This window comes from Patulibacter brassicae (genome assembly GCF_033949425.1).
Lineage (GTDB): Bacteria > Actinomycetota > Thermoleophilia > Solirubrobacterales > Solirubrobacteraceae > Patulibacter > Patulibacter brassicae.
Window position 1 is genome coordinate 1 of the sequence record NZ_JAXAVX010000021.1, and the last position, 17181, is coordinate 17181.

A 17181-nucleotide genomic window follows, 5' to 3' on the forward strand; every position below is an offset into this window, starting at 1 on the left:
GGGTCGCGGCGCGCAAGCGGGCCGCGGTGGAGCGCCGACGCGGGGCCGCCGCCCGCGAGGACGCCGGGCGGCGCGGCGCGGCGCAGGGCCCTCGGCCGGCGAGCCTCGCCGCCGAGGTCGCCCGGATCGGCTGACCGTCGGGACGACGGCGCGGCGGACCGGCCGCACGTCGGGACGGCGGCGTGCCGGTCATCGGCCGCGAGGCGACCCGAGGATCGGCGGGTCCAGGCTCACGCCCGCGGTCGCCCGCGGCCCTCGTCCGCGCCGAGGTCCGCGACGAGCACCCGACCCGGGACCCGCGCGATCCGCCGCCCGAGCCGTCCCAGCGGCGCGTCGGCGGCGTCGACGACGCGCGGGCCGACGAGCGCGCGGCGCCGACCGCGGTAGGTCACCGACCCGCCGTCCTGGGCGAGCAGGTTGCGGACCCAGTCGCTCCGCTCGCCGTAGAAGAGGATCACGGCGAGCCCGTCCGGCACCGGCCAGGCGACGACGGGCGTCAGGTACCCGCGACCGCTGCGCCGGCCGCGGTGGTGGATCACCGCCCACGGCGGCAGGCGCCAGGCCCAAGCGCCCTGGATCCGGTTCGTGACGTGCGTGTTCCAGCGGGCGACGGCGCGGGGGACGATCATCGCCCCGATCCTCTCGTCTTCCGGCCCCGCTGTCGATGGCGTCCATCGCGCGGTCCGCCCTCCGAGGGCGGCCGCCCCGGGTCCGGCCCACGAGCCGCCCGGCGGCGCGCCGAGAGGGTCCGGGCTCGGCGGCCCCGGGTCCTCCGCGCCGCGTCGCGGATCAGCGGCCCGTGGCGCGCAGGTACGTCGCGCTCGCCTCGACGCGGTTCGCCGCGCCGAGCTTGCGCAGGATCCGCGCGACGTGCGACTTCGCGGTGCCGACGCTGATGACGAGGCGATCGGCGATCTGGGCGTTCGTCGCCCCGCCCGCGACGAGCGAGAGCACCTCGCGCTCGCGGCGCGTCAGCGGGGAGAGCGGCGAGGCGGCCTCGGGCGGCTCGGCGAGGATCGCGCGGGCGGTGCTCGCCGCACCGGTGCCGTCGTGGATGCCCCCGACGAGGTCGACCTGCAGGTCGACGTACTCGTCGACGGCGGCGACCGCCTGCGCGACGAGCCGTCGGACCTGGGCGCTCTGCGCGCGCAGCCGCTCGACGAGCTCGAGCCGCTCGATCACCGAGCCGAGGCCCTCCGCGAACCCCCACAGGACGTCGCGGTCGAACTCGTCGACGGCGTCGGGGTCCTGCGGCCGGGAGACGCCCTTGTCGGCGTGGACGAACCCGATCACGCGCCCCTCGGGCATGATCGGCGCCGCGACGTAGGACCAGGTCCCGTACGGCCGCACGAGCGGCTTGTACGTCGCCGGGTGGCTCTGCGCGTCGTGGACGACGATCGGGCGCCGGCGGCGGATCATCTCCGTCTCGAGGATCTGCTCGTGGAGCTGCGCGGGGTGCTCGCGGCTGTAGGCCAGCAGGCGGGCCGCCCGCTCGGGGTCGCCCCGGTGGTAGAAGGCCTCGGCGACCATCTCCGACCCGGCGACGCGGAAGACGACGACGCGGTCGAAGTCGCAGGCCTCGGCGACCGCGGCGGGCGCGCCGCGGATGATCGCCTCGACGGACCCCTTGTCGCGCAGGCGCCCGACCGCCTCCTGCACGCGGACGAAGTGGTCCAGCCGCCGGGCGACCTCCGCCTCGACGAGCTCCTCGCGACGGTCCGCCAGGGCGACGAGCTCGCGGCAGTCCGCGACGACGTCGTCCTGCCCGTCGGCACGCTCCTCGATCCGCGCGAGCAGGTCCCGCATCGCCTCGCCCACGCGCTCGCGGCCGTCGCCCACCGCCTCACGCGTCACCGCGCGCCCCCGTCCCCGCATGGGGCGACACTAGCCCCCGCCCGCCCCGCCGTCCGGGGCCCGGTCAGCCACGGTCGACGGCTCCCGCCCGCGCGGGCGACCCCGCGCGACCCGCCGGCCGGCCGGGGTCCTCGACCGGCGGCAGGTCCTCCGCGCGGGCGAGCGCCGGCAGGTCGGCGGCCGGCTCGCCGGCCTGCCAGCGGTGCAGGCCCAGGCGCTTCATCGCGAGGTACTTCGCCCGGCCGTGGGCGTTGCCGGCGTACCAGACGAGGTGCGCCGACAGGGGGAAGCTCGCGTTCCAGAAGGTGTCCGGCGTCGGGTCGCGCGGGCGCGGGTCCACCGGCAGCTCGACGTCGGCCCCCACCCAGCCCTCGCCGTCGCCGTAGGAGAGGCGCGCGAGCGGGACGCCGTCGGCGTCGCAGATCTGCGTCTCGCCGAGGCAGGCCGAGCGCCACGACAGGCCGGGCGCCAGCGGCGTGGCCATCGTGAAGTCGCCGACGTGCGAGGGATGGACGACCGGCACGCCGAGCATCCGCGCCAGGCGCGGCGGGGTCTCGCGGCAGTACTGCGTCAGGAGGTGGTTGTCGCGATCGCGGAACCACGCCGCGGTGAGCTTCCAGTCCGGGACCCCCGGGAAGTGCATCCCCCCGACGACCATCCGCGCGCCGCCGGCCCGCAGCCGGCGAACGGTCCGCGTGCGCCCCCACTCCCAGCCGTTCGCGCAGCCCAGCACGCCGAGCGAGGTCCGCATGATCCCCGGGTCGACGCCCGGCGCGTAGTAGTTGTGCTCCCAGAACGACGGCTGGTCCTTGTCGTGCAGGTGGACGTCGCCGCCGGGCTCGCAGAGGGCGTACGTGCCGCGCGCGTCCTCGCCGCGCACGGCGATGAAGCCACCCCCGACGAGGCAGTCGTGGCGCCGCGCGAGCCGGCGCAGCAGGGCGAGCGGCTCGCCGATCAGCGGCCGGGCGACGGTCCGCATCCGCCGGTCGTAGAGGTTCGGCGTCGTCATGCTCTCGGGCAGGCAGACGAGCTGCGGGGCGTGCTCGGCGACCGCGGCGTCGACGAGCCGCTCGATCCGACGGAGGTTCGCCTCGACCTCGCCGAGAGCGAGGCGGGGCTGGATGGCCACGACGCGCATGTCAGCGGTCCTCCGGCCGGTGGCGGGCGACGATCGCCGCGGCGTCCACGCCCGCCGGCAGGACGCCGAAGGCCGCGGGCGGCGGCGCGTCGAGCCGCGTGGCGCAGAACGCGTCGGCGATGGCCGGCGGCGCGCCACGGACGAGGACCGCCGCCTGCAGCGCCAGTGCGATCCGCTGCGTCAGGCCGCGCGGGTCGGCGACGAGGCGCTCCCGATCGGCGACGAGCGACCGCAGGCCCGCGGTCGCCGCGTCGAGCGACGCGCTCGCCCCGGCCGCCGCGTCGAGCTCGGCGAGCAGCGCGTCCAGCACGTCGGGGGTCCGCTCGACCGCGCGCAGGACGTCGAGCGCCTGGACGTTGCCCGAGCCCTCCCAGATCGACATGAGCGGCGCCTCGCGGTACGCCCGCGCCAGGCGCGAGTCCTCCATGTAGCCGAAGCCGCCGAGGCACTCCATCCCCTCGCCGGCGTGGATCGGCGCCCGCTTGCAGACCCAGTACTTCAGCGCCGGCGCGGCGATCCGACGGACGAGCTCCGCGCCCGCGTCGCCGGCGCGCGAGCGCTCCGCGAGCCGCACGAGCCACAGCGCGCAGGCGACCGCGGCCTCGTACTCCAGGGCGAGGTCGGCGAGGACCGCGGTCATCACCGGCTGATCGCTCAGCAGGCGCCCGAACGCCGGGCGGTGGTCGGCGTGGTGGATCGCCTCGGCGAGGCCGAGCCGCATGACCGCCGTCGAGCCGAGCACGCAGTCGGTGCGGGTGCCGCCGATCATCCGCATGATCGCCGCGACGCCGCGGCCCTCCTCGCCGAGCAGCGTGCCGCGCGCGTCGGTGAGCGTCACCTCGGCCGTCGGGTTGGAGCGGTTGCCGAGCTTGTCCTTCAGCGCCGTGATCCGGAAGCCGTTCGGCGTGCCGTCCTCCCGCAGCCGCGGCACGAGCAGGCACGAGATCCCGCTCGCGGTCCGCGCGAGGACGAGGAACGCGTCGGACTGCACGGCGGAGACGAACCACTTCTCGCCGGTGAGGAGGTAGCTCCCGTCGGGCTGCGGCGCCCCGACCGTCGTGAGGCCCGAGAGGTCCGAGCCGCCCGAGGCCTCGGTGAGGGCCATGCCGATCAGCGCGCCCTGCTTCTCGTGCGCGGGGCGCTCGGACGGGTCGTAGACGCCGGAGCTCACGAGCGGCTCCCAGAACGCCGCCGCCTCGTCGTCCATCCGCAACGCCGGGACGCAGGAATGGGTCATCGCCATCGGGCAGGTCGAGCCGGCCTCGACCTGGGCGAGCATGAGGAACCCGGCCGCGCGGGCCACGTGCGCGCCCGGGGACGGGTCACGCCAGACCGCGCCGGCGATGCCGTGCTCGACGGCGCGGCGCATGATCGCGTGGTGGCTCGGGTCGAAGGCGACCTCCGCCTCGCCGACGATCTCCGGCGTGCGGCGGTTGCAGGCGTCGCCGTCGTCGATCGCGTCCGCGTCGGCGAACGTGCGCCCCGTCGCGTGGAGGGCGTCGAGCCGGTCGCCGGCGCCCTCCCGCTCGAGCGCCTCGCGCAGCGCGCGATCGCCGGCCAGCAGGTCGCCGCCCGCGCGCCGCGGGGGCGCGCCGGTGCGGGGGTCGAGCTCGGGAGCCACGGTGGTCGCCATGGGCCGATCCAACACCGCGCCGGGGCCCCGCCGATAGGGCGTTGCGGTCGGTCGGCCGACGGATTGCCACCCTTCGGCGCATGGGCGGCGGCGGATCGCGCTGCGAGCGTTGCCCCATGAGCCGCACGGAGCCCGCACCGTCCACCGCCCCGCGACCCCGCGAGCGGGTCGACGTCGTCGTCGTCGGGGCGCGCTGCGCCGGGTCGGCGGCGGCGATCGCGCTGGCCCGCGCCGGCCGGTCGGTGATCGCGATCGACCGGGCCCACTTCCCGTCCGACACGCTCTCGACCCACGCGAACTTCCCGTCGGCGGTCGCCGAGGTGCAGCGGCTCGGGGCGCTCGAGCGGCTGCAGGCCGCGTGCGACCCGCCGCGGGTGCGGCTGGCGCGCGTCGTCGCCGACGGCGTCTGGTGCACGAACCGGTGGGAGGCCGTCGACGGGATCGACTACGCGCAGTCCGTACCACGCGACGTCTTCGACGAGGTGCTCGTGCAGACCGCCCGCGAGGCCGGCGCCGACGTGCGCGAGCGGACGACGCTGCTCGGGCTGCGTTGGCACGAGGGGCGCGTTGCCGGCGTGCGGGTTCGGGACGCCGAGGGCGAGCACGAGATCGACTGCGACCTCGTGATCGGCGCCGACGGCCGGCGCTCCGCGGTCGCCGCGGCCGTCGGCGCGGACCGCCCGTACCGCGGGTCGCTGCCCGAGCGCGGCTGCGTCTACCGCTACCTCGACGACCCGCTGGTCGGCACGGAGTGGCGCGAGACGATGGTCCAGTTCCGCCAGGCGGCGTCGCACGTGTTCGTCTTCCCCTGCCCCGACGACCGGATGCTCGTGCTGTTCATGGGCACCCGCGAGGACGTCTCGGCGTTCCGCGCCGACCCCGAGGGGATGTGGGAGCGCCGGCTGGCGGAGAACCCGGCCGCGGCGGAGCGCTGCGCCGGCGCGACGAACCCGTCGAAGATGCGCTCGACGACCGACACGTCGGCGTACTTCCGCCGCTCGAGCGGGCCCGGCTGGGCGCTCTGCGGCGACGCGGGGCACTTCAAGGACCCGGCGATCGGGCAGGGGATCCGCGATGCCCTGCGCTTCGGCCGGCTCCTCGGCGAGGGCGTCGCGCCGGTCCTCGGCGATCCCCGCGCGACCGACGCCGCCGCGGCGGCGGTGGAGCGTCGCCGCGACCGCGAGTGCCGCTCGACGTACCACTGGGGCAACAAGGAGTCGCGCATCGGCTTGCCGAGCCCGCTCTTCAAGGAGGCGCTGCGCGCGTTCGACGGGCTGGACGGCGAGCCGTGGCTCGCGCGGCTCTTCGACCGCGGCGGCGCGCTGGGCAAGGCCGGCGCACCGCACCGGATCCTCTCGCCGGCCGTCGGCGCGCGGCTCGCGCTGCGGGCGGCGCTGCGCCGCGGCACCGACCGGCGGGCGCTCGTGCAGGAGGTGCTCGAGGAGCTGCGGGTCGACCTCGACACCCGCCGCGAGGAGCGCGCGGACCGCTTCCGCGACGAGCGCTCGCGCGCCTCGGAGCGGCCCCTGGCCGAGTGGCCGGAGCGGCCGCCGCACCAGCGGTGGAGCCCGGAGCGCGGACGCGCGGCTCCCGCGCCGGGCGCGATGGCCGAGGCGGCCGCTGCGGCGCGACGGTCGGCCGAGCCCACCGGCGACGGACGAGCGCCGGCCCCCAGCCCGCCGGGGGTCGGCGCCGACCACGCGCCCGCCGGCGCGCCGTCCACGACGACCGTCGCCTGAGCGATGACCCGTACCGTCCGCGTCGTCGCCGTCCAGCTCGCCGTCCGCCTCGGGGAGCTCGACGCCAACCGCCGCCACATCGAGGACGTCGTCCGCCAGGCGGTCCGCGAGCACGATCCCGACGTCGTGCTGCTGCCGGAGGTCTCGACGACCCCGAACGTCTGCCACCAGGCGATGCGCGCCTGCGCCGAGCCGGTCGACGGTCCGTCGCTGGCGCTCTACCGGCGGCTGGCGCGCGAGCACGGCTGCACGATCGGCGCCGGCGCGCTGACGATCCGCGGCCGCGACACCCGGAACACCGCGTACCTCGTCGAGCCGGGCGGCCGGGTCCACCTGCACGACAAGGACCAGCCGTCGATGTGGGAGAACCAGTTCTACGCGCCCGGCAACGACCCGGGGATCGCCGAGACGGCGCTCGGTCCGGTCGGGATGGCCAACGGCTTCGAGTGGATCCGCCGTCGGACGGCGGCGCGGCTGCGCGGCAACGTCGGGCTGCTGCTCGGCGGGATGTGCTTCCCGTCGTTCCCCCGCTGGACGCTCACCCGTCGCTGGTTCTGGGAGCGCGACCACGCGACGATGCTGCAGCTCGCGCGGGAGACGCCGGGCCGGATGGCGCGCCTGCTCGGCGTGCCCGCCGCGCACGCCTCGCACGTCGGCGACATCACGATGCGGACGCCGATGCTGGGCGGGATCGCGTGGCCGACGATCATGGTCGGGGAGACCCAGATCACCGACGCCGACGGCACGATCCTCGACCGCCTGACCTACGAGGACGGCGAGGGCTGGGTCGCCGCCGACGTCGCGGTGGAGGACGAGCCCCGGCCGCGCGACCCCCTGCCCGGCACGTTCTGGACGACGTCGCTGCCCGCGAGCGTCCACGCCGTCTGGCACGTGACGAACCTCCACGGCCGCGCGAGCTACGCGCTGCGCAAGGCGCGCGGGACGCACCCGTGGCAGGAGGACGCGGGCCTCGGTGCCGACCTGCAGCCGCCGCTGCCGCTGGCCGTCGAGGCGCTCGAGCGGGAGCGGGTCGGGGCGGCCTAGGACCGCGGCCGGCCGCAGCGCGGACCCGTTGCCGGATCGACGCGGGACCGGCACACTCGGTGTGCCGGTCCTGACGAGAGCAGGCAGACGATGGCCCCGATGCGACGCACCTCGATCTTCCTCGACCCGGACGTGGTCGCCGCGGCGCAGCGGGAGCTCGGCACGGCGACGGCGGCCGAGGCGGTGCGGATCGCGCTCGAGCAGGTTGTCGAGCGTGGTCGTCGTCCGCGCCGGTGGAGCGATCTGCCGCCGCTCGAGCTCACGCGCGAGGACCTGCGGAAGATGCGCGGGGACCTGCCCGACGACCCCTCGTGACCGCGCTGGCCGACACCTCGGTCTGGGTCGCCGCCTTCCGCCGTCGGGACGATCAGCTCCTCGCTGCAGCGGCCGACGGAGACGTCTGCGTCTGCCCGCCCGACGTGCTCGAGCTGCTGGTCGGGTTGCCGAGCCCGGGGGCGGTGCGCGCATGGCGCCGCTACCTCGCCGATCTGCCGTCCGTGGCGCTCGACGAGCAGGTCGCCGGACGCGCCGCGGAGGTCGTCGAGCTGCTGGCCGGACGCGCCGGAGGCCAGCACCGCGCGACCCCGGCGCCCGACCTGCTCATCGCCGCCTGCGCGGAGGTCGCCGGCGTCCCGCTGCTGCACGACGACCGGCACTTCGAGCGGATCGCCGCCGTCACCGGACAGGACGTCCGGCGCGTCCCGGCCTGACGGCGGACGCGCAGGCTGGGGCCCGCGACGGTCTCACTCGAGGTTCGCCATGACGTGCTTGATCCGCGTGTACTCCTCGAGCGAGTACTGCGAGAGGTCCTTGCCGTAGCCGGACTCGCCGAAGCCGCCGTGCGGCATCTCCGAGAGGTACGGCAGGTGGTCGTTGATCCACACGCAGCCGAAGTCCAGCTCGCGCGTGGCGCGCAGCGCGGCGCCGACGTCGCGGGTCCAGACGGACGAGGCGAGGCCGTAGACGGAGTCGTTGGCCCACGCCAGCGCCTGGGTCTCGTCGGCGGCCCGCTGGACGGTCACGACGGGGCCGAAGACCTCCTGCTGGACGATCTCGGCGTCCTGCGCCGGACCGGCGACGACCGTCGGCTCGACGAAGTACCCGCGGCGCCCCCAGCGGCTGCCGCCGGTGAGGACCCGGGCGCCGTCCGCGACGGCGCGGTCGACCATGCCGAGGACCTTGTCGCGCTGGCCAGCGGAGATCACCGGACCGAGCTCGATCCCCTCGACCGCCTGGCCGGCGTCGTCGAACGGCTCCCCGATGACGAGCGACTCGACGGCGGGGACGAGCGCCTCGAGCAGCCGGTCGTGGATGCCCGGCGTGGCGATGACGCGACAGGCGGCGGTGCAGTCCTGGCCGGCGTTGTAGAAGGCGCCGACCTTGATCCCCTCGACGACCTTCTCGAGGTCCGCGTCGTCGAGCACGACGACCGGCGCCTTGCCGCCGAGCTCGAGGTGCGTGCGGGCGAGCGTGTCCGCCGCGGCGCGGGCGATCGCCTTGCCGGTCCGGACCGACCCGGTGAGCGACACGAGCCGCACCGCCGGGTGGGTGACGATCCCCTCGCCGACCGGCGAGCCGTGGCCGGTGAGGACGTTGAACGTCCCCGGCGGCAGCAGGTCGGCGACGAGCTCGGCGTAGCGGACGGTCGTCGACGGCGTGAGCTCGGACGGCTTGAGGACGACCGTGTTGCCGGCCGCCAGCGCGGGCCCGATCTTCCAGATCGCCATCGCGAGCGGGTAGTTCCACGGCGTGATCTGCCCGACGACGCCGAGCGGCTCGCGGCGGACGAACGACGTGTAGCCGGCCGCGTACTCCCCGGCGGCCTTGCCCTCCAGCGTGCGGGCGGCACCCGCGAAGAACCGCAGGTGGTCCCCGCAGAGCGCGAGCTCCTCGCGTGCGCAGTCCAGCGGCTTGCCGGCCTCGCGCGCCTCGAGCAGCGCGAGCTCGTCGAGGTGGCCGTCCAGGCGGTCGGCGAGCGCCAGCAGCGCGGTCTGGCGCTCGGCCGGGGTCGTGCGGCCCCACTCGCGGAACGCGCCCGTCGCCGCCTCGACCGCGCGCCGCACGTCCTCCGCGTCGCCGAGCGGGGCGCGGGCGACGACCTGCTCCGTCGCGGGATCGAGGACGTCCTCCAGCACCCCGGTGGTCGCCTCGACGGCCGCGCCGCCGACGACGTTGGGCAGGACGGTGACCTCGGACTGGGTGTCGATCGGGCTCATGGGACTCGTGGGTCGTGGGTCCGCGTCGGACGGGACGGCGGGCGGGTCAGGCGGCGGCGCGGTACGCCTCGAGCGCCTCGGCGACGGCGGGGACGGTGATCGCACCGTCGCGCACGTTCAGCCCGTCCCGCAACCCCGGGATCCGCTCGAAGGCGCCGTCCGGTCCGTGGTCGGCCAGCGCCAGGACGTAGGGCAGCGTCGCGTTCGTCAGCGCGCGGGTCGAGGTCGCCGGCACGCCGCCGGGCATGTTCGCCACGCAGTAGTGCAGGACGTCGTCGACGAGGTAGGTCGGATCGTCGTGGGTCGTCGGCGTCGACGTCTCCGCGCACCCGCCCTGGTCGATCGCGACGTCCACGATGACCGCGCGCGAGCGCATGTCGGCGAGCATCTCGCGGGTGATGAGCTTCGGCGCCGCGGCGCCCGCCACGAGCACGGCGCCGATCACGACGTCCGCGCGCGAGACCTCCTCGCGCAGGGTCAGCGCGTCGCTCATGAGCACCCGCGCCCGGCCGTCGAAGAAGGCCTCCAGCTCGATCAGGCGGTCGATCGACCGCTCGAGGATCGTGACCTCGGCGCCCATCCCGACCGCCACGCGCGCGGCGTTCGTGCCGACCACGCCGCCGCCGATCACGACGACCCGCGCCGGCGCGACGCCCGGCACCCCGCCGATCAGCACCCCGCGACCGTCCAGCGGCGCCTGCAGGAAGTACGCCCCGGCCTGCGCGGCGAGGCGGCCGGCGACCTCCGACATCGGCGCCAGCAGCGGCAGGCCGCGGCCGTCCCTCCCGGTGACGGTCTCGTAGGCGATCGCGGTCGTCCCGGACGCCATCAGCGCCTCCGTCAGGCGCGGTGCGGCGGCGAGGTGCAGGTACGTGAAGAGCGTCGCGTCGCCGTTGAGGCGCTCGTGCTCCGGCGCGATCGGCTCCTTGACCTTCAGCAGCAGCTCGCTCTCGGCCCAGACCCGCTCGGCCCCCTCGACGATCCGGGCGCCGGCGGCGACGTAGGCGGAGTCCGCGAAGCCGGACCCCTCCCCCGCGCCGGCCTGCACGAGCACGTCGTGTCCCCGGTCGGCCAGCTCGTGGGCCCCGGCGGGCGTCAGCGCGACGCGCCGCTCCGCGGGCTTGATCTCGGTGACGACGCCGACGTGCATGTCAGTCCTTCGTGGCCTCGAGTGGCGCGCCCGCCACGACGCCGCCGCGGCGGTCGTCGAAGCGACGCAGGTGCTCGCCGGCGTCGGCGAGCACCTCGCCGAGCCGGTCGACGATCTCGTCCAGCAGCGCCGCGTCGGCGATCAGCGGCGGGGCGATCTGCACGACCGCGTCGCCGCGGTCGTCGGCGCGGGCGATGAGGCCGGCCTCCAGCAGCCGACCGGGCAGGAAGCCGCGCAGCAGCTCGTCGCGCTGGGCCTGGTCGAGCCGCACGCCGTCGCGCCCGACGAGCTCCGCCGCGCGGAAGAAGCCGGCGCCCCGCACGTCGCCGACGAGCGGCAGCTCGAGCAGGCGCCCCATCGCGCCGGCGAGGTGCCCCTCGAGCGCGCGGACGTGCGGCAGGATCCCCTCGCGCTCGAAGATCTCGATGTTCTTCAGCGCGGCGGCCGCGCCGGCGGGATGCCCGCCGAAGGTGATCCCGTGGCGCAGCGGCCCGGTCGTCGGGGCCGACAGCGACGCCGCGACGTGGTCGCGCACGAAGACCGCCCCGCCGGGCAGGTACGCGGAGGTGATGCCCTTCGCCGTCGTGACCATGTCCGGCACGACGCCCTCGTGCTCGATCCCGAGCCACGAGCCGAGGCGCCCGAAGCCGCAGATGACCGAGTCGGCGACGAGGAGGATCCCGTGCTCGTCGGCGATCCCGCGCAGCCCCGCCCAGTAGCCGGGCGGCGGGACGAGGCAGCCGCCGGCGTTCTGGACGGGCTCGGCGATGATCACGGCGACCTCGTCGGGCCCGGCCGCGGCGACCGCGTCGCGGACCTCCTGGAGCAGCCGGGCGCACCAGGTCGCGTCGTCCTCGTCCGGGCGGCGCCCGCGGAAGGCGTTCGTGTTCGAGACGTGGGTGACGTCGATCGGCGGGGTCCCGAAGCCCTCCTTGTAGCCCGGCACCCCGGTGAACGACAGGGCACCGAGCGTCACCCCGTGGTAGGCGATGTCGCGGGCGATCGCCTTCGTCCGCCGCGGCTGCCCGATCGCGCGGAAGTGCTCGCGGGCGATCTTCCACATCGCCTCGACGGACTCCGATCCGCCGTTCGTCAGGAAGACGTGGTCGAGGTCGCCGGGCGTGCGCTCCGCGAGCTGGTGGGCGAGCTCGATCGCCGCCGGGTGGGCGGTGCCCCAGTTCGTGTTGAACGGCAGCGTCGCGAGCTGCCCGGCGATCGCGGCGGAGAACTCCTCGCCGTGGGAGTAGCCCAGCTGCGCGCAGTAGAGGCTCGAGAGCGCGTCGACGTAGCGGCGCCCGCGGGTGTCGAAGACGTAGGGCCCCTCGCCCCGCTCCAGCACGAGCAGCTCCCGCTCCGACGCGCCGCGCGGATCGGCGAACGCGGTGCCGTGCCTCGTGAAGTGGAGGAGCAGGTGGTCCCGCGCGCGGTCCTGGAGGAGGGCGTGGTCGGCGGGCGGGGTGGACGTGGGCATCGTCGGGCGGACCTCGGGATCGGCGGTCCACCAGAGCGTGCTCCGCCGCCGCGCCGGCGGCGACGGAGCAGGCCGTCGGAACTCCGTCGTGGCCGACGGACGTTGTGTCGGCGCGCCTACACGGACTTCGACACGACCGTGCGGCCGACCGTGACGCGCACGGTGAGCTTGCGACCGCGGACGACGCGCACGCCACGGATCGTCACGGTCTTCGCGCGCTTCGCCTTCGCCGTGCCCTTGCGCGTCTTCAGCGTCCTCGTGCCGCGCCGGACGCGGACCGCGTAGCGGCAGGCCTTCGCGCAGCGGAAGGTCACCGTCACGGTGCGGCCGCGCCGCCGCGCGCGCGTGATCGTCACGGCCTTCGCCGGCTTCGCGCCCTTCCCGTCGTCCGGGCGCTTGCCGTCGTCGGGCTGCTTGCCGTCGTCGGGCTTCGGGCCGTCGTCGGGCGCCTTGCCGTCGTCGGGCGGCGTCGCGCCCACGGTGTAGCCGGAGGAGGTCGGCAGCCCGCCCTTCTCGGCCACGAGCCGCACGTCCTGCAGCTGGCACGGGCCGCTGCCGATCGCGTCGACCCGCGCGATCCGCAGGCCGCTCTGCCCGGCGAGCGCGACGAAGCGGCCGTCGGGGGAGATCGCGGCGCTCGCGGCGCCGCCGCGGTAGAGGTCCTTGCCGTCGTCGGGCAGCTCGCACCACGCGGTGGCCTTCGCGGCGGGCGGCGCCTGGCCGTCGAGCTCCGCGAGCACGAACCGGCGGCTGCCGAGGCCGATCACCGCCCGCCGTCCGTCGCGCGCCAGGTCGACGGTCTGGCCACCCTCGCCGGGGATCGGCTCCCAGAGCGCGAAGTCGAAGCGCTCGCCGCCCTGCTCGGAGAAGAGGCTCTCCGCGTTCGAGGCGAGCAGGCGATCGCCGTGCCAGCCGGCGAAGCTCGCGCCCTCGACATCGATCGCCGGGACCGGGGCGAGCGCGTCCTGCGGGTTGATGATCGCCAGGTGCGGCTTCGGCGAGCTGTAGATCCCGGTGTGCTCGAGGTACGTGTACGCGAGCAGCCGCCCGTCGCGGTGCATCTGCACCGAGAGCGGGCCGGTGTTCAGCCCGACGGGGCCGTGCTCGGGCAGCGCGTTGCGCACGGTCCGTCCGTCGCGGCCGATCCAGAGCAGGTCGGGGGCGAAGACGTCCTTGAGCTTCGCGATGACGGTGACGTTGCCCGCGTCGTCGGCGACCGGCAGCGTCGGGTAGGCGTTCTCGTCGCCGTGGCTGATGAGCTCGCTGCGGCTGCCGTCGGCGTTGACGAGATGGACGTCGTAGCCGTCGCGGTAGGCGAACGAGTCGGCGGCGGCGGGCGTCGCGGCGGCGGCGGTCAGCAGGACCGCGAGCGCGGCGGCGCGCGCCGGGGTGTGGATGCGTGGCATGGGTCGGGTCGGGTGGGTCGGGGGTGGAGCGCCGAGGGGCCCCGTGGGAGCCCCGCCGGGCGAGGTCGTCCGACCGGGCCCGCGCGCGGCCGGGGGGCGGGTCAGCGCAGCGGGTAGACGGCGCTGCGGCGGGCACCGGAGGAGCGGACGGTCAGGCGCATCACGGCGGTGCCGGCCGCGACCGCCCGTCGCGCCTTCGCGCTCAGCGGCACGCGGAGCGTGCTCGCCCGCCCGGCACGCAGCGCGCGGGTCCGACGCGCGAGCGGCGTCACGTGCGGCTTGCCGGCGCGCTGACCGAAGACGCCGATCAGCGCCTCGACGGTGCAGCGCCGCGAGCAGCGGACGGTCGTCGACGCGGACCGCGCGCCGGGCGCCACCGCGGGCGCCTTGCGCAGCCGGGCGGGCCCGAGGCGCGTGCCCGCGGCCGGCGCCTTCGCCGGCTCGGTGGTCCGCCGCCAGCGCTCGAAGGTGACGGTGCCGGTCCAGGTCGCCACGCAGCGGGTCGAGGAGGCCGGGTCGTAGCCGGGGCACGCCGTCCCGACGGCGCGCTGCTCGAAGCGGGTCTGCACCCGCTCGCCCGTCACGACGCGCGCGGTGAGCAGCGGCGTGATCCCGGGCTGGGTCATCCCCGGCTCGGTGACCGTCGAGGGGGCGATCACGATGTCGGGCACGGCGTCGCGCGCGCACGACGTCGTGATCGCGAAGCCGACCGTCGGGACGAGCGCCGGCCCGCCGAGCGTGCGGCCGACGACGACGAAGCCCTCGACCCGGCCCGCGACCCCGCGGCAGCTCTCCGCCGTGCCGTCGGGGGCGGTCGAGAGGACCGCGGCGTTCCCCTCCGCGGCGCCGCGGACCTGCTTGGCGACCGGCGCGACGAGCACCCCGGGCGCGGGCGGGACGGTCGGGTCGTCACCGGCGGCCCCGCGCAGCAGGCCGTCCTGGGCGACGACGTCGGGCCCCGCTCCCTGCCAGCGGTAGGTCGCGGCCGTCGTCGAGCTCGAGCCCTCGCTCGCCCGGACGTGCTCGTAGGCGACGGTCAGGTCGATCCGGGTCCGGTAGTCCTCGACCAGGACGTCGCCGGCGGCCCCGGCGGGCACCGCCGTGGCCGCGACGACCGCGGTCGCCAGCAGGCCGGGCGCGACCGTCCGGAGGAGGGCGTGGAGGGGCATGCCACGACGCTAGGCCGCGTCGCGCACGCCGAGAACGGCGGAACGTCTCCGGTGCCTGCGACCTTCGTCGGAGCCGCCGCGGCCCCGGCCGGGACTCAGCCTGGATCCGAACTCAGTCGCCGCCGGCGCCGGGGACCACGAGCCCGCTCTCGTAGGCGTAGACGACCGCCTGGACGCGGCTGCGCAGGCCGAGCTTCGCCAGGATGCTCGTGAGGTGCGTCTTCACGGTCGCCTCGGCGAGGAAGAGCGCGGCGGCGATCTCCGCGTTGGACCGGCCCGCCGCGAGCTCGCGCAGGACGTCGAGCTCGCGCGGCGTCAGCGCGTCGAGCGCCGGGCGCAGCTCGGGGCGCCCGGACCGCTCGACGTGCTGCTCGATCAGGCGGCGGGTGATGCCGGGGGCCAGCAGCGCCTCGCCGCGCGCGACGGTGCGCGCCGCCTCGGCGAGCCGGTCCGGCGCGCCGTCCTTCAGCAGGAAGCCGGCGGCGCCCGCCCGGAGCGCCTCCACGACGGCCTCGTCGGCGTCGAAGGTCGTCAGCACGAGCACCCGCGCGCGACTGCCGGCGGCCACGAGCCGCCGGGTGGCGGCGATCCCGTCCAGGCGCGGCATCCGGACGTCCATGAACACGACGTCGGCGTGCGTGGCCAGGGTGACCTCGACGGCCTCGGCCCCGTCGCTCGCCTCGCCGACGACGCGGAGGTCGTCCTCGGCCTCGAGGATCGCCCGCAGCCCCGCGCGGAGCACCGCCTCGTCGTCCGCGAGGACGAGCTTCAGCGGCGGCGCGTCGGAGCGCGGATCGGGGCTCGCCACGGGCCCGATCGTACCGGCGCGCGCCGGGTCAGAACCGCATCCCGCCGCCGCCCGATCCGCCCCAGCGGGTGGTGACGACCTTCTGCCGCGTGTAGAAGCGGAAGGCGTCCTCGCCGTTGGCCGACAGGTCGGCGTCGATCGAGTCGTTCCAGCCGCCGAACGGCATCCACGCGATCGGGGCGGCGACCCCGACGTTCACGCCGAGCATGCCGGCATCGGCCTCGTAGCGGAACCGGCGCGCGGCGGACCCGGACTCCGTGAAGAGCACCGTCGAGTTGCCGTAGCGACTGGCGGCCGCGAAGGCGAGCGCCGCGTCGAGGTCGGGCACGCGGACGACCGCGAGGACCGGCCCGAAGAGCTCCTCCGTCGCGACGCGGTGCTCGGCCGGGACGGCGTCGAGGATCGTCGCGCCGAGGTTCGCGCCGCCGGGACCGGCGTCCGCGGCGCGCCCGTCGAGGACGACCCGCACGCCGTCGCGCTCGGCCGCGTCGATCTCGCCGACGAGCCGCTCGCGGGCCGCGGCGTCGATCACGGGGCAGACGTCGGTGCCCGCGTCGCCGCCCGGGCCGCTGCGCAGCGCGGACGCCGCGTCGCGGATCAGCGCGAGGGAGCGGTCCTGCTCCTCCGCGGTGCCCACGAGGACCGCGACCGAGCCGGCCATGCAGCGCTGCCCCGCCGCCCCGAAGGCCGAGCCGACGACCTGGGCGGGCATGAGCCGCGGGTCGGCGTCGGGCAGGACGATCATCGCGTTCTTCGCTCCGCCGAGGGCCTGGACGCGCTTGCCGTTGCCCGTCGCGCGCGTCGCGACGTGGCGCGCGGTCCGGGCCGAGCCGACGAAGCTGATCGCGTCGATCCCGGGGTGGTCCAGCAGGGCGTTGACCACGTCGTGCGCGCCGTGCACGAGGCTCACGATCCCGGCCGGCAGCTCGTCGATCCCCGCGAGCAGCTGGACGATCCGCTCCGACGCCAGCGGGTCCTGCTCGGAGGGCTTGAGGAGCACCGCGTTGCCGGCCACGAGCGCGTAGGGCAGGAACCAGAGCGGGATCATCACCGGGAAGTTGAACGGCGTGATCGCCGCCACGACCCCGACCGGCTGGCGGTGCAGCTCGGCGTCGACGCCCGTCCCGATGCCCTCGAGCGTCTGGCCCTTCAGGTGGTGCACGCCGCCCATCGCCGCCTCGACCGACTCGATGCCTCGGCCGACCTCGGCCAGCGCGTCGTCGAAGGTCTTGCCCATGTCCTGCACGACGAGGCCCGCGAGCTCCTCGCGGTGGGCGTCCAGCACGTCCCGGAGGCGATAGAGGGCGCGGGCACGGACCTGCGGCGCGGTGGCGCGCCACGCGACCTGCGCCTCGCGCGCGGCGGCGACCGCGCGGTCGACCTCGGCGGCGCCGGAGAGCGGCACGCGCGCGAGCGCCGCCCCGGTCGCCGGGTCGCGGGAGACGCGGTGCTCGTCGGCGAGCGCATCGACCCAGCGCCCGCCGACGAAGGACTGCAGGACGCGGGTGGCGGGCGGAGCGGTGACGTCGGACATGGCGGAGGACTCGGATCGC

Annotated in this window: 15 protein-coding genes; 4 read left to right on the forward strand and 11 right to left on the reverse strand. The window is 76.3% G+C overall.

Translation table 11 applies throughout. The annotated features are described in order from the left end of the window. Positions 1-230: 230 nt before the first annotated feature. From SK069_RS19510 to SK069_RS19525, 4 genes are all read right to left on the reverse strand, one after another. Positions 231-629 (reverse strand): nitroreductase family deazaflavin-dependent oxidoreductase, encoded by a 399-nt coding sequence (locus tag SK069_RS19510; RefSeq protein ID WP_319955941.1) that lies wholly within the window; start codon positions 627-629, stop codon positions 231-233. A 160-nt stretch (positions 630-789) separates the two neighbouring features. Further along, complete coding sequence (locus tag SK069_RS19515) at positions 790-1839, reverse strand: LuxR C-terminal-related transcriptional regulator (protein ID WP_319955942.1); 1050 nt, start codon at positions 1837-1839, stop codon at positions 790-792. Positions 1840-1918: 79 nt separating this feature from the next. Then, entirely contained in the window at positions 1919-2992 is a 1074-nt protein-coding gene (locus tag SK069_RS19520; RefSeq protein ID WP_319955943.1) for a carbon-nitrogen hydrolase family protein, read from the reverse strand. Position 2993: 1 nt separating this feature from the next. After that, positions 2994-4625 carry an acyl-CoA dehydrogenase family protein gene (locus tag SK069_RS19525; RefSeq protein WP_319955944.1) on the reverse strand — a complete coding sequence of 544 codons (1632 nt, stop codon included), beginning with the start codon at positions 4623-4625 and terminating at the stop codon, positions 2994-2996. Between the two features lie 116 nt (positions 4626-4741). On the opposite strand from SK069_RS19525, the gene SK069_RS19530 reads away from it, so the two are divergent. The 4 genes from SK069_RS19530 to SK069_RS19545 all read left to right on the forward strand — a co-directional run bounded on the left by SK069_RS19530 (position 4742) and on the right by SK069_RS19545 (position 8118). Continuing rightward, positions 4742-6364 (forward strand): NAD(P)/FAD-dependent oxidoreductase, encoded by a 1623-nt coding sequence (locus SK069_RS19530; protein ID WP_319955945.1) that lies wholly within the window; start codon positions 4742-4744, stop codon positions 6362-6364. Between the two features lie 3 nt (positions 6365-6367). Next, positions 6368-7408, forward strand: coding sequence for a carbon-nitrogen hydrolase family protein (locus SK069_RS19535; RefSeq protein ID WP_319955946.1), 1041 nt, complete (start codon positions 6368-6370; stop codon positions 7406-7408). Between the two features lie 99 nt (positions 7409-7507). Then, positions 7508-7723 carry a type II toxin-antitoxin system VapB family antitoxin gene (locus SK069_RS19540; protein WP_319955947.1) on the forward strand — a complete coding sequence of 72 codons (216 nt, stop codon included), beginning with the start codon at positions 7508-7510 and terminating at the stop codon, positions 7721-7723. Further along, entirely contained in the window at positions 7720-8118 is a 399-nt protein-coding gene (locus SK069_RS19545; RefSeq protein WP_319955948.1) for a PIN domain-containing protein, read from the forward strand. Before SK069_RS19540 ends, SK069_RS19545 begins: the two co-directional genes overlap by 4 nt. A 33-nt stretch (positions 8119-8151) precedes the next feature. On the opposite strand, the gene SK069_RS19550 is transcribed toward SK069_RS19545, so the two are convergent. From SK069_RS19550 to mmsA, 7 genes are all read right to left on the reverse strand, one after another. Then, a complete protein-coding gene (locus SK069_RS19550) occupies positions 8152-9624 on the reverse strand; it encodes a gamma-aminobutyraldehyde dehydrogenase (protein WP_319955949.1) in 1473 nt (490 codons plus the stop codon). A 46-nt stretch (positions 9625-9670) separates the two neighbouring features. After that, a complete protein-coding gene (ald, locus tag SK069_RS19555) occupies positions 9671-10774 on the reverse strand; it encodes an alanine dehydrogenase (RefSeq protein ID WP_319955950.1) in 1104 nt (367 codons plus the stop codon). Between the two features lies 1 nt (position 10775). Further along, entirely contained in the window at positions 10776-12245 is a 1470-nt protein-coding gene (locus SK069_RS19560; protein WP_319955951.1) for an aminotransferase class III-fold pyridoxal phosphate-dependent enzyme, read from the reverse strand. A gap of 116 nt (positions 12246-12361) precedes the next feature. Further along, the gene (locus tag SK069_RS19565; protein WP_319955952.1) at positions 12362-13651 is read right to left on the reverse strand and encodes a hypothetical protein; all 1290 of its coding nucleotides are present in this window, start codon (positions 13649-13651) and stop codon (positions 12362-12364) included. Between the two features lie 101 nt (positions 13652-13752). Then, positions 13753-14820 (reverse strand): hypothetical protein, encoded by a 1068-nt coding sequence (locus SK069_RS19570; RefSeq protein ID WP_319955953.1) that lies wholly within the window; start codon positions 14818-14820, stop codon positions 13753-13755. 112 nt (positions 14821-14932) lie between these two features. Beyond that, the gene (locus SK069_RS19575) at positions 14933-15628 is read right to left on the reverse strand and encodes a response regulator transcription factor (RefSeq protein ID WP_319955954.1); all 696 of its coding nucleotides are present in this window, start codon (positions 15626-15628) and stop codon (positions 14933-14935) included. A 28-nt stretch (positions 15629-15656) separates the two neighbouring features. Beyond that, a complete protein-coding gene (mmsA, locus tag SK069_RS19580) occupies positions 15657-17162 on the reverse strand; it encodes a CoA-acylating methylmalonate-semialdehyde dehydrogenase (protein WP_319955955.1) in 1506 nt (501 codons plus the stop codon). Positions 17163-17181: the final 19 nt, after the last annotated feature.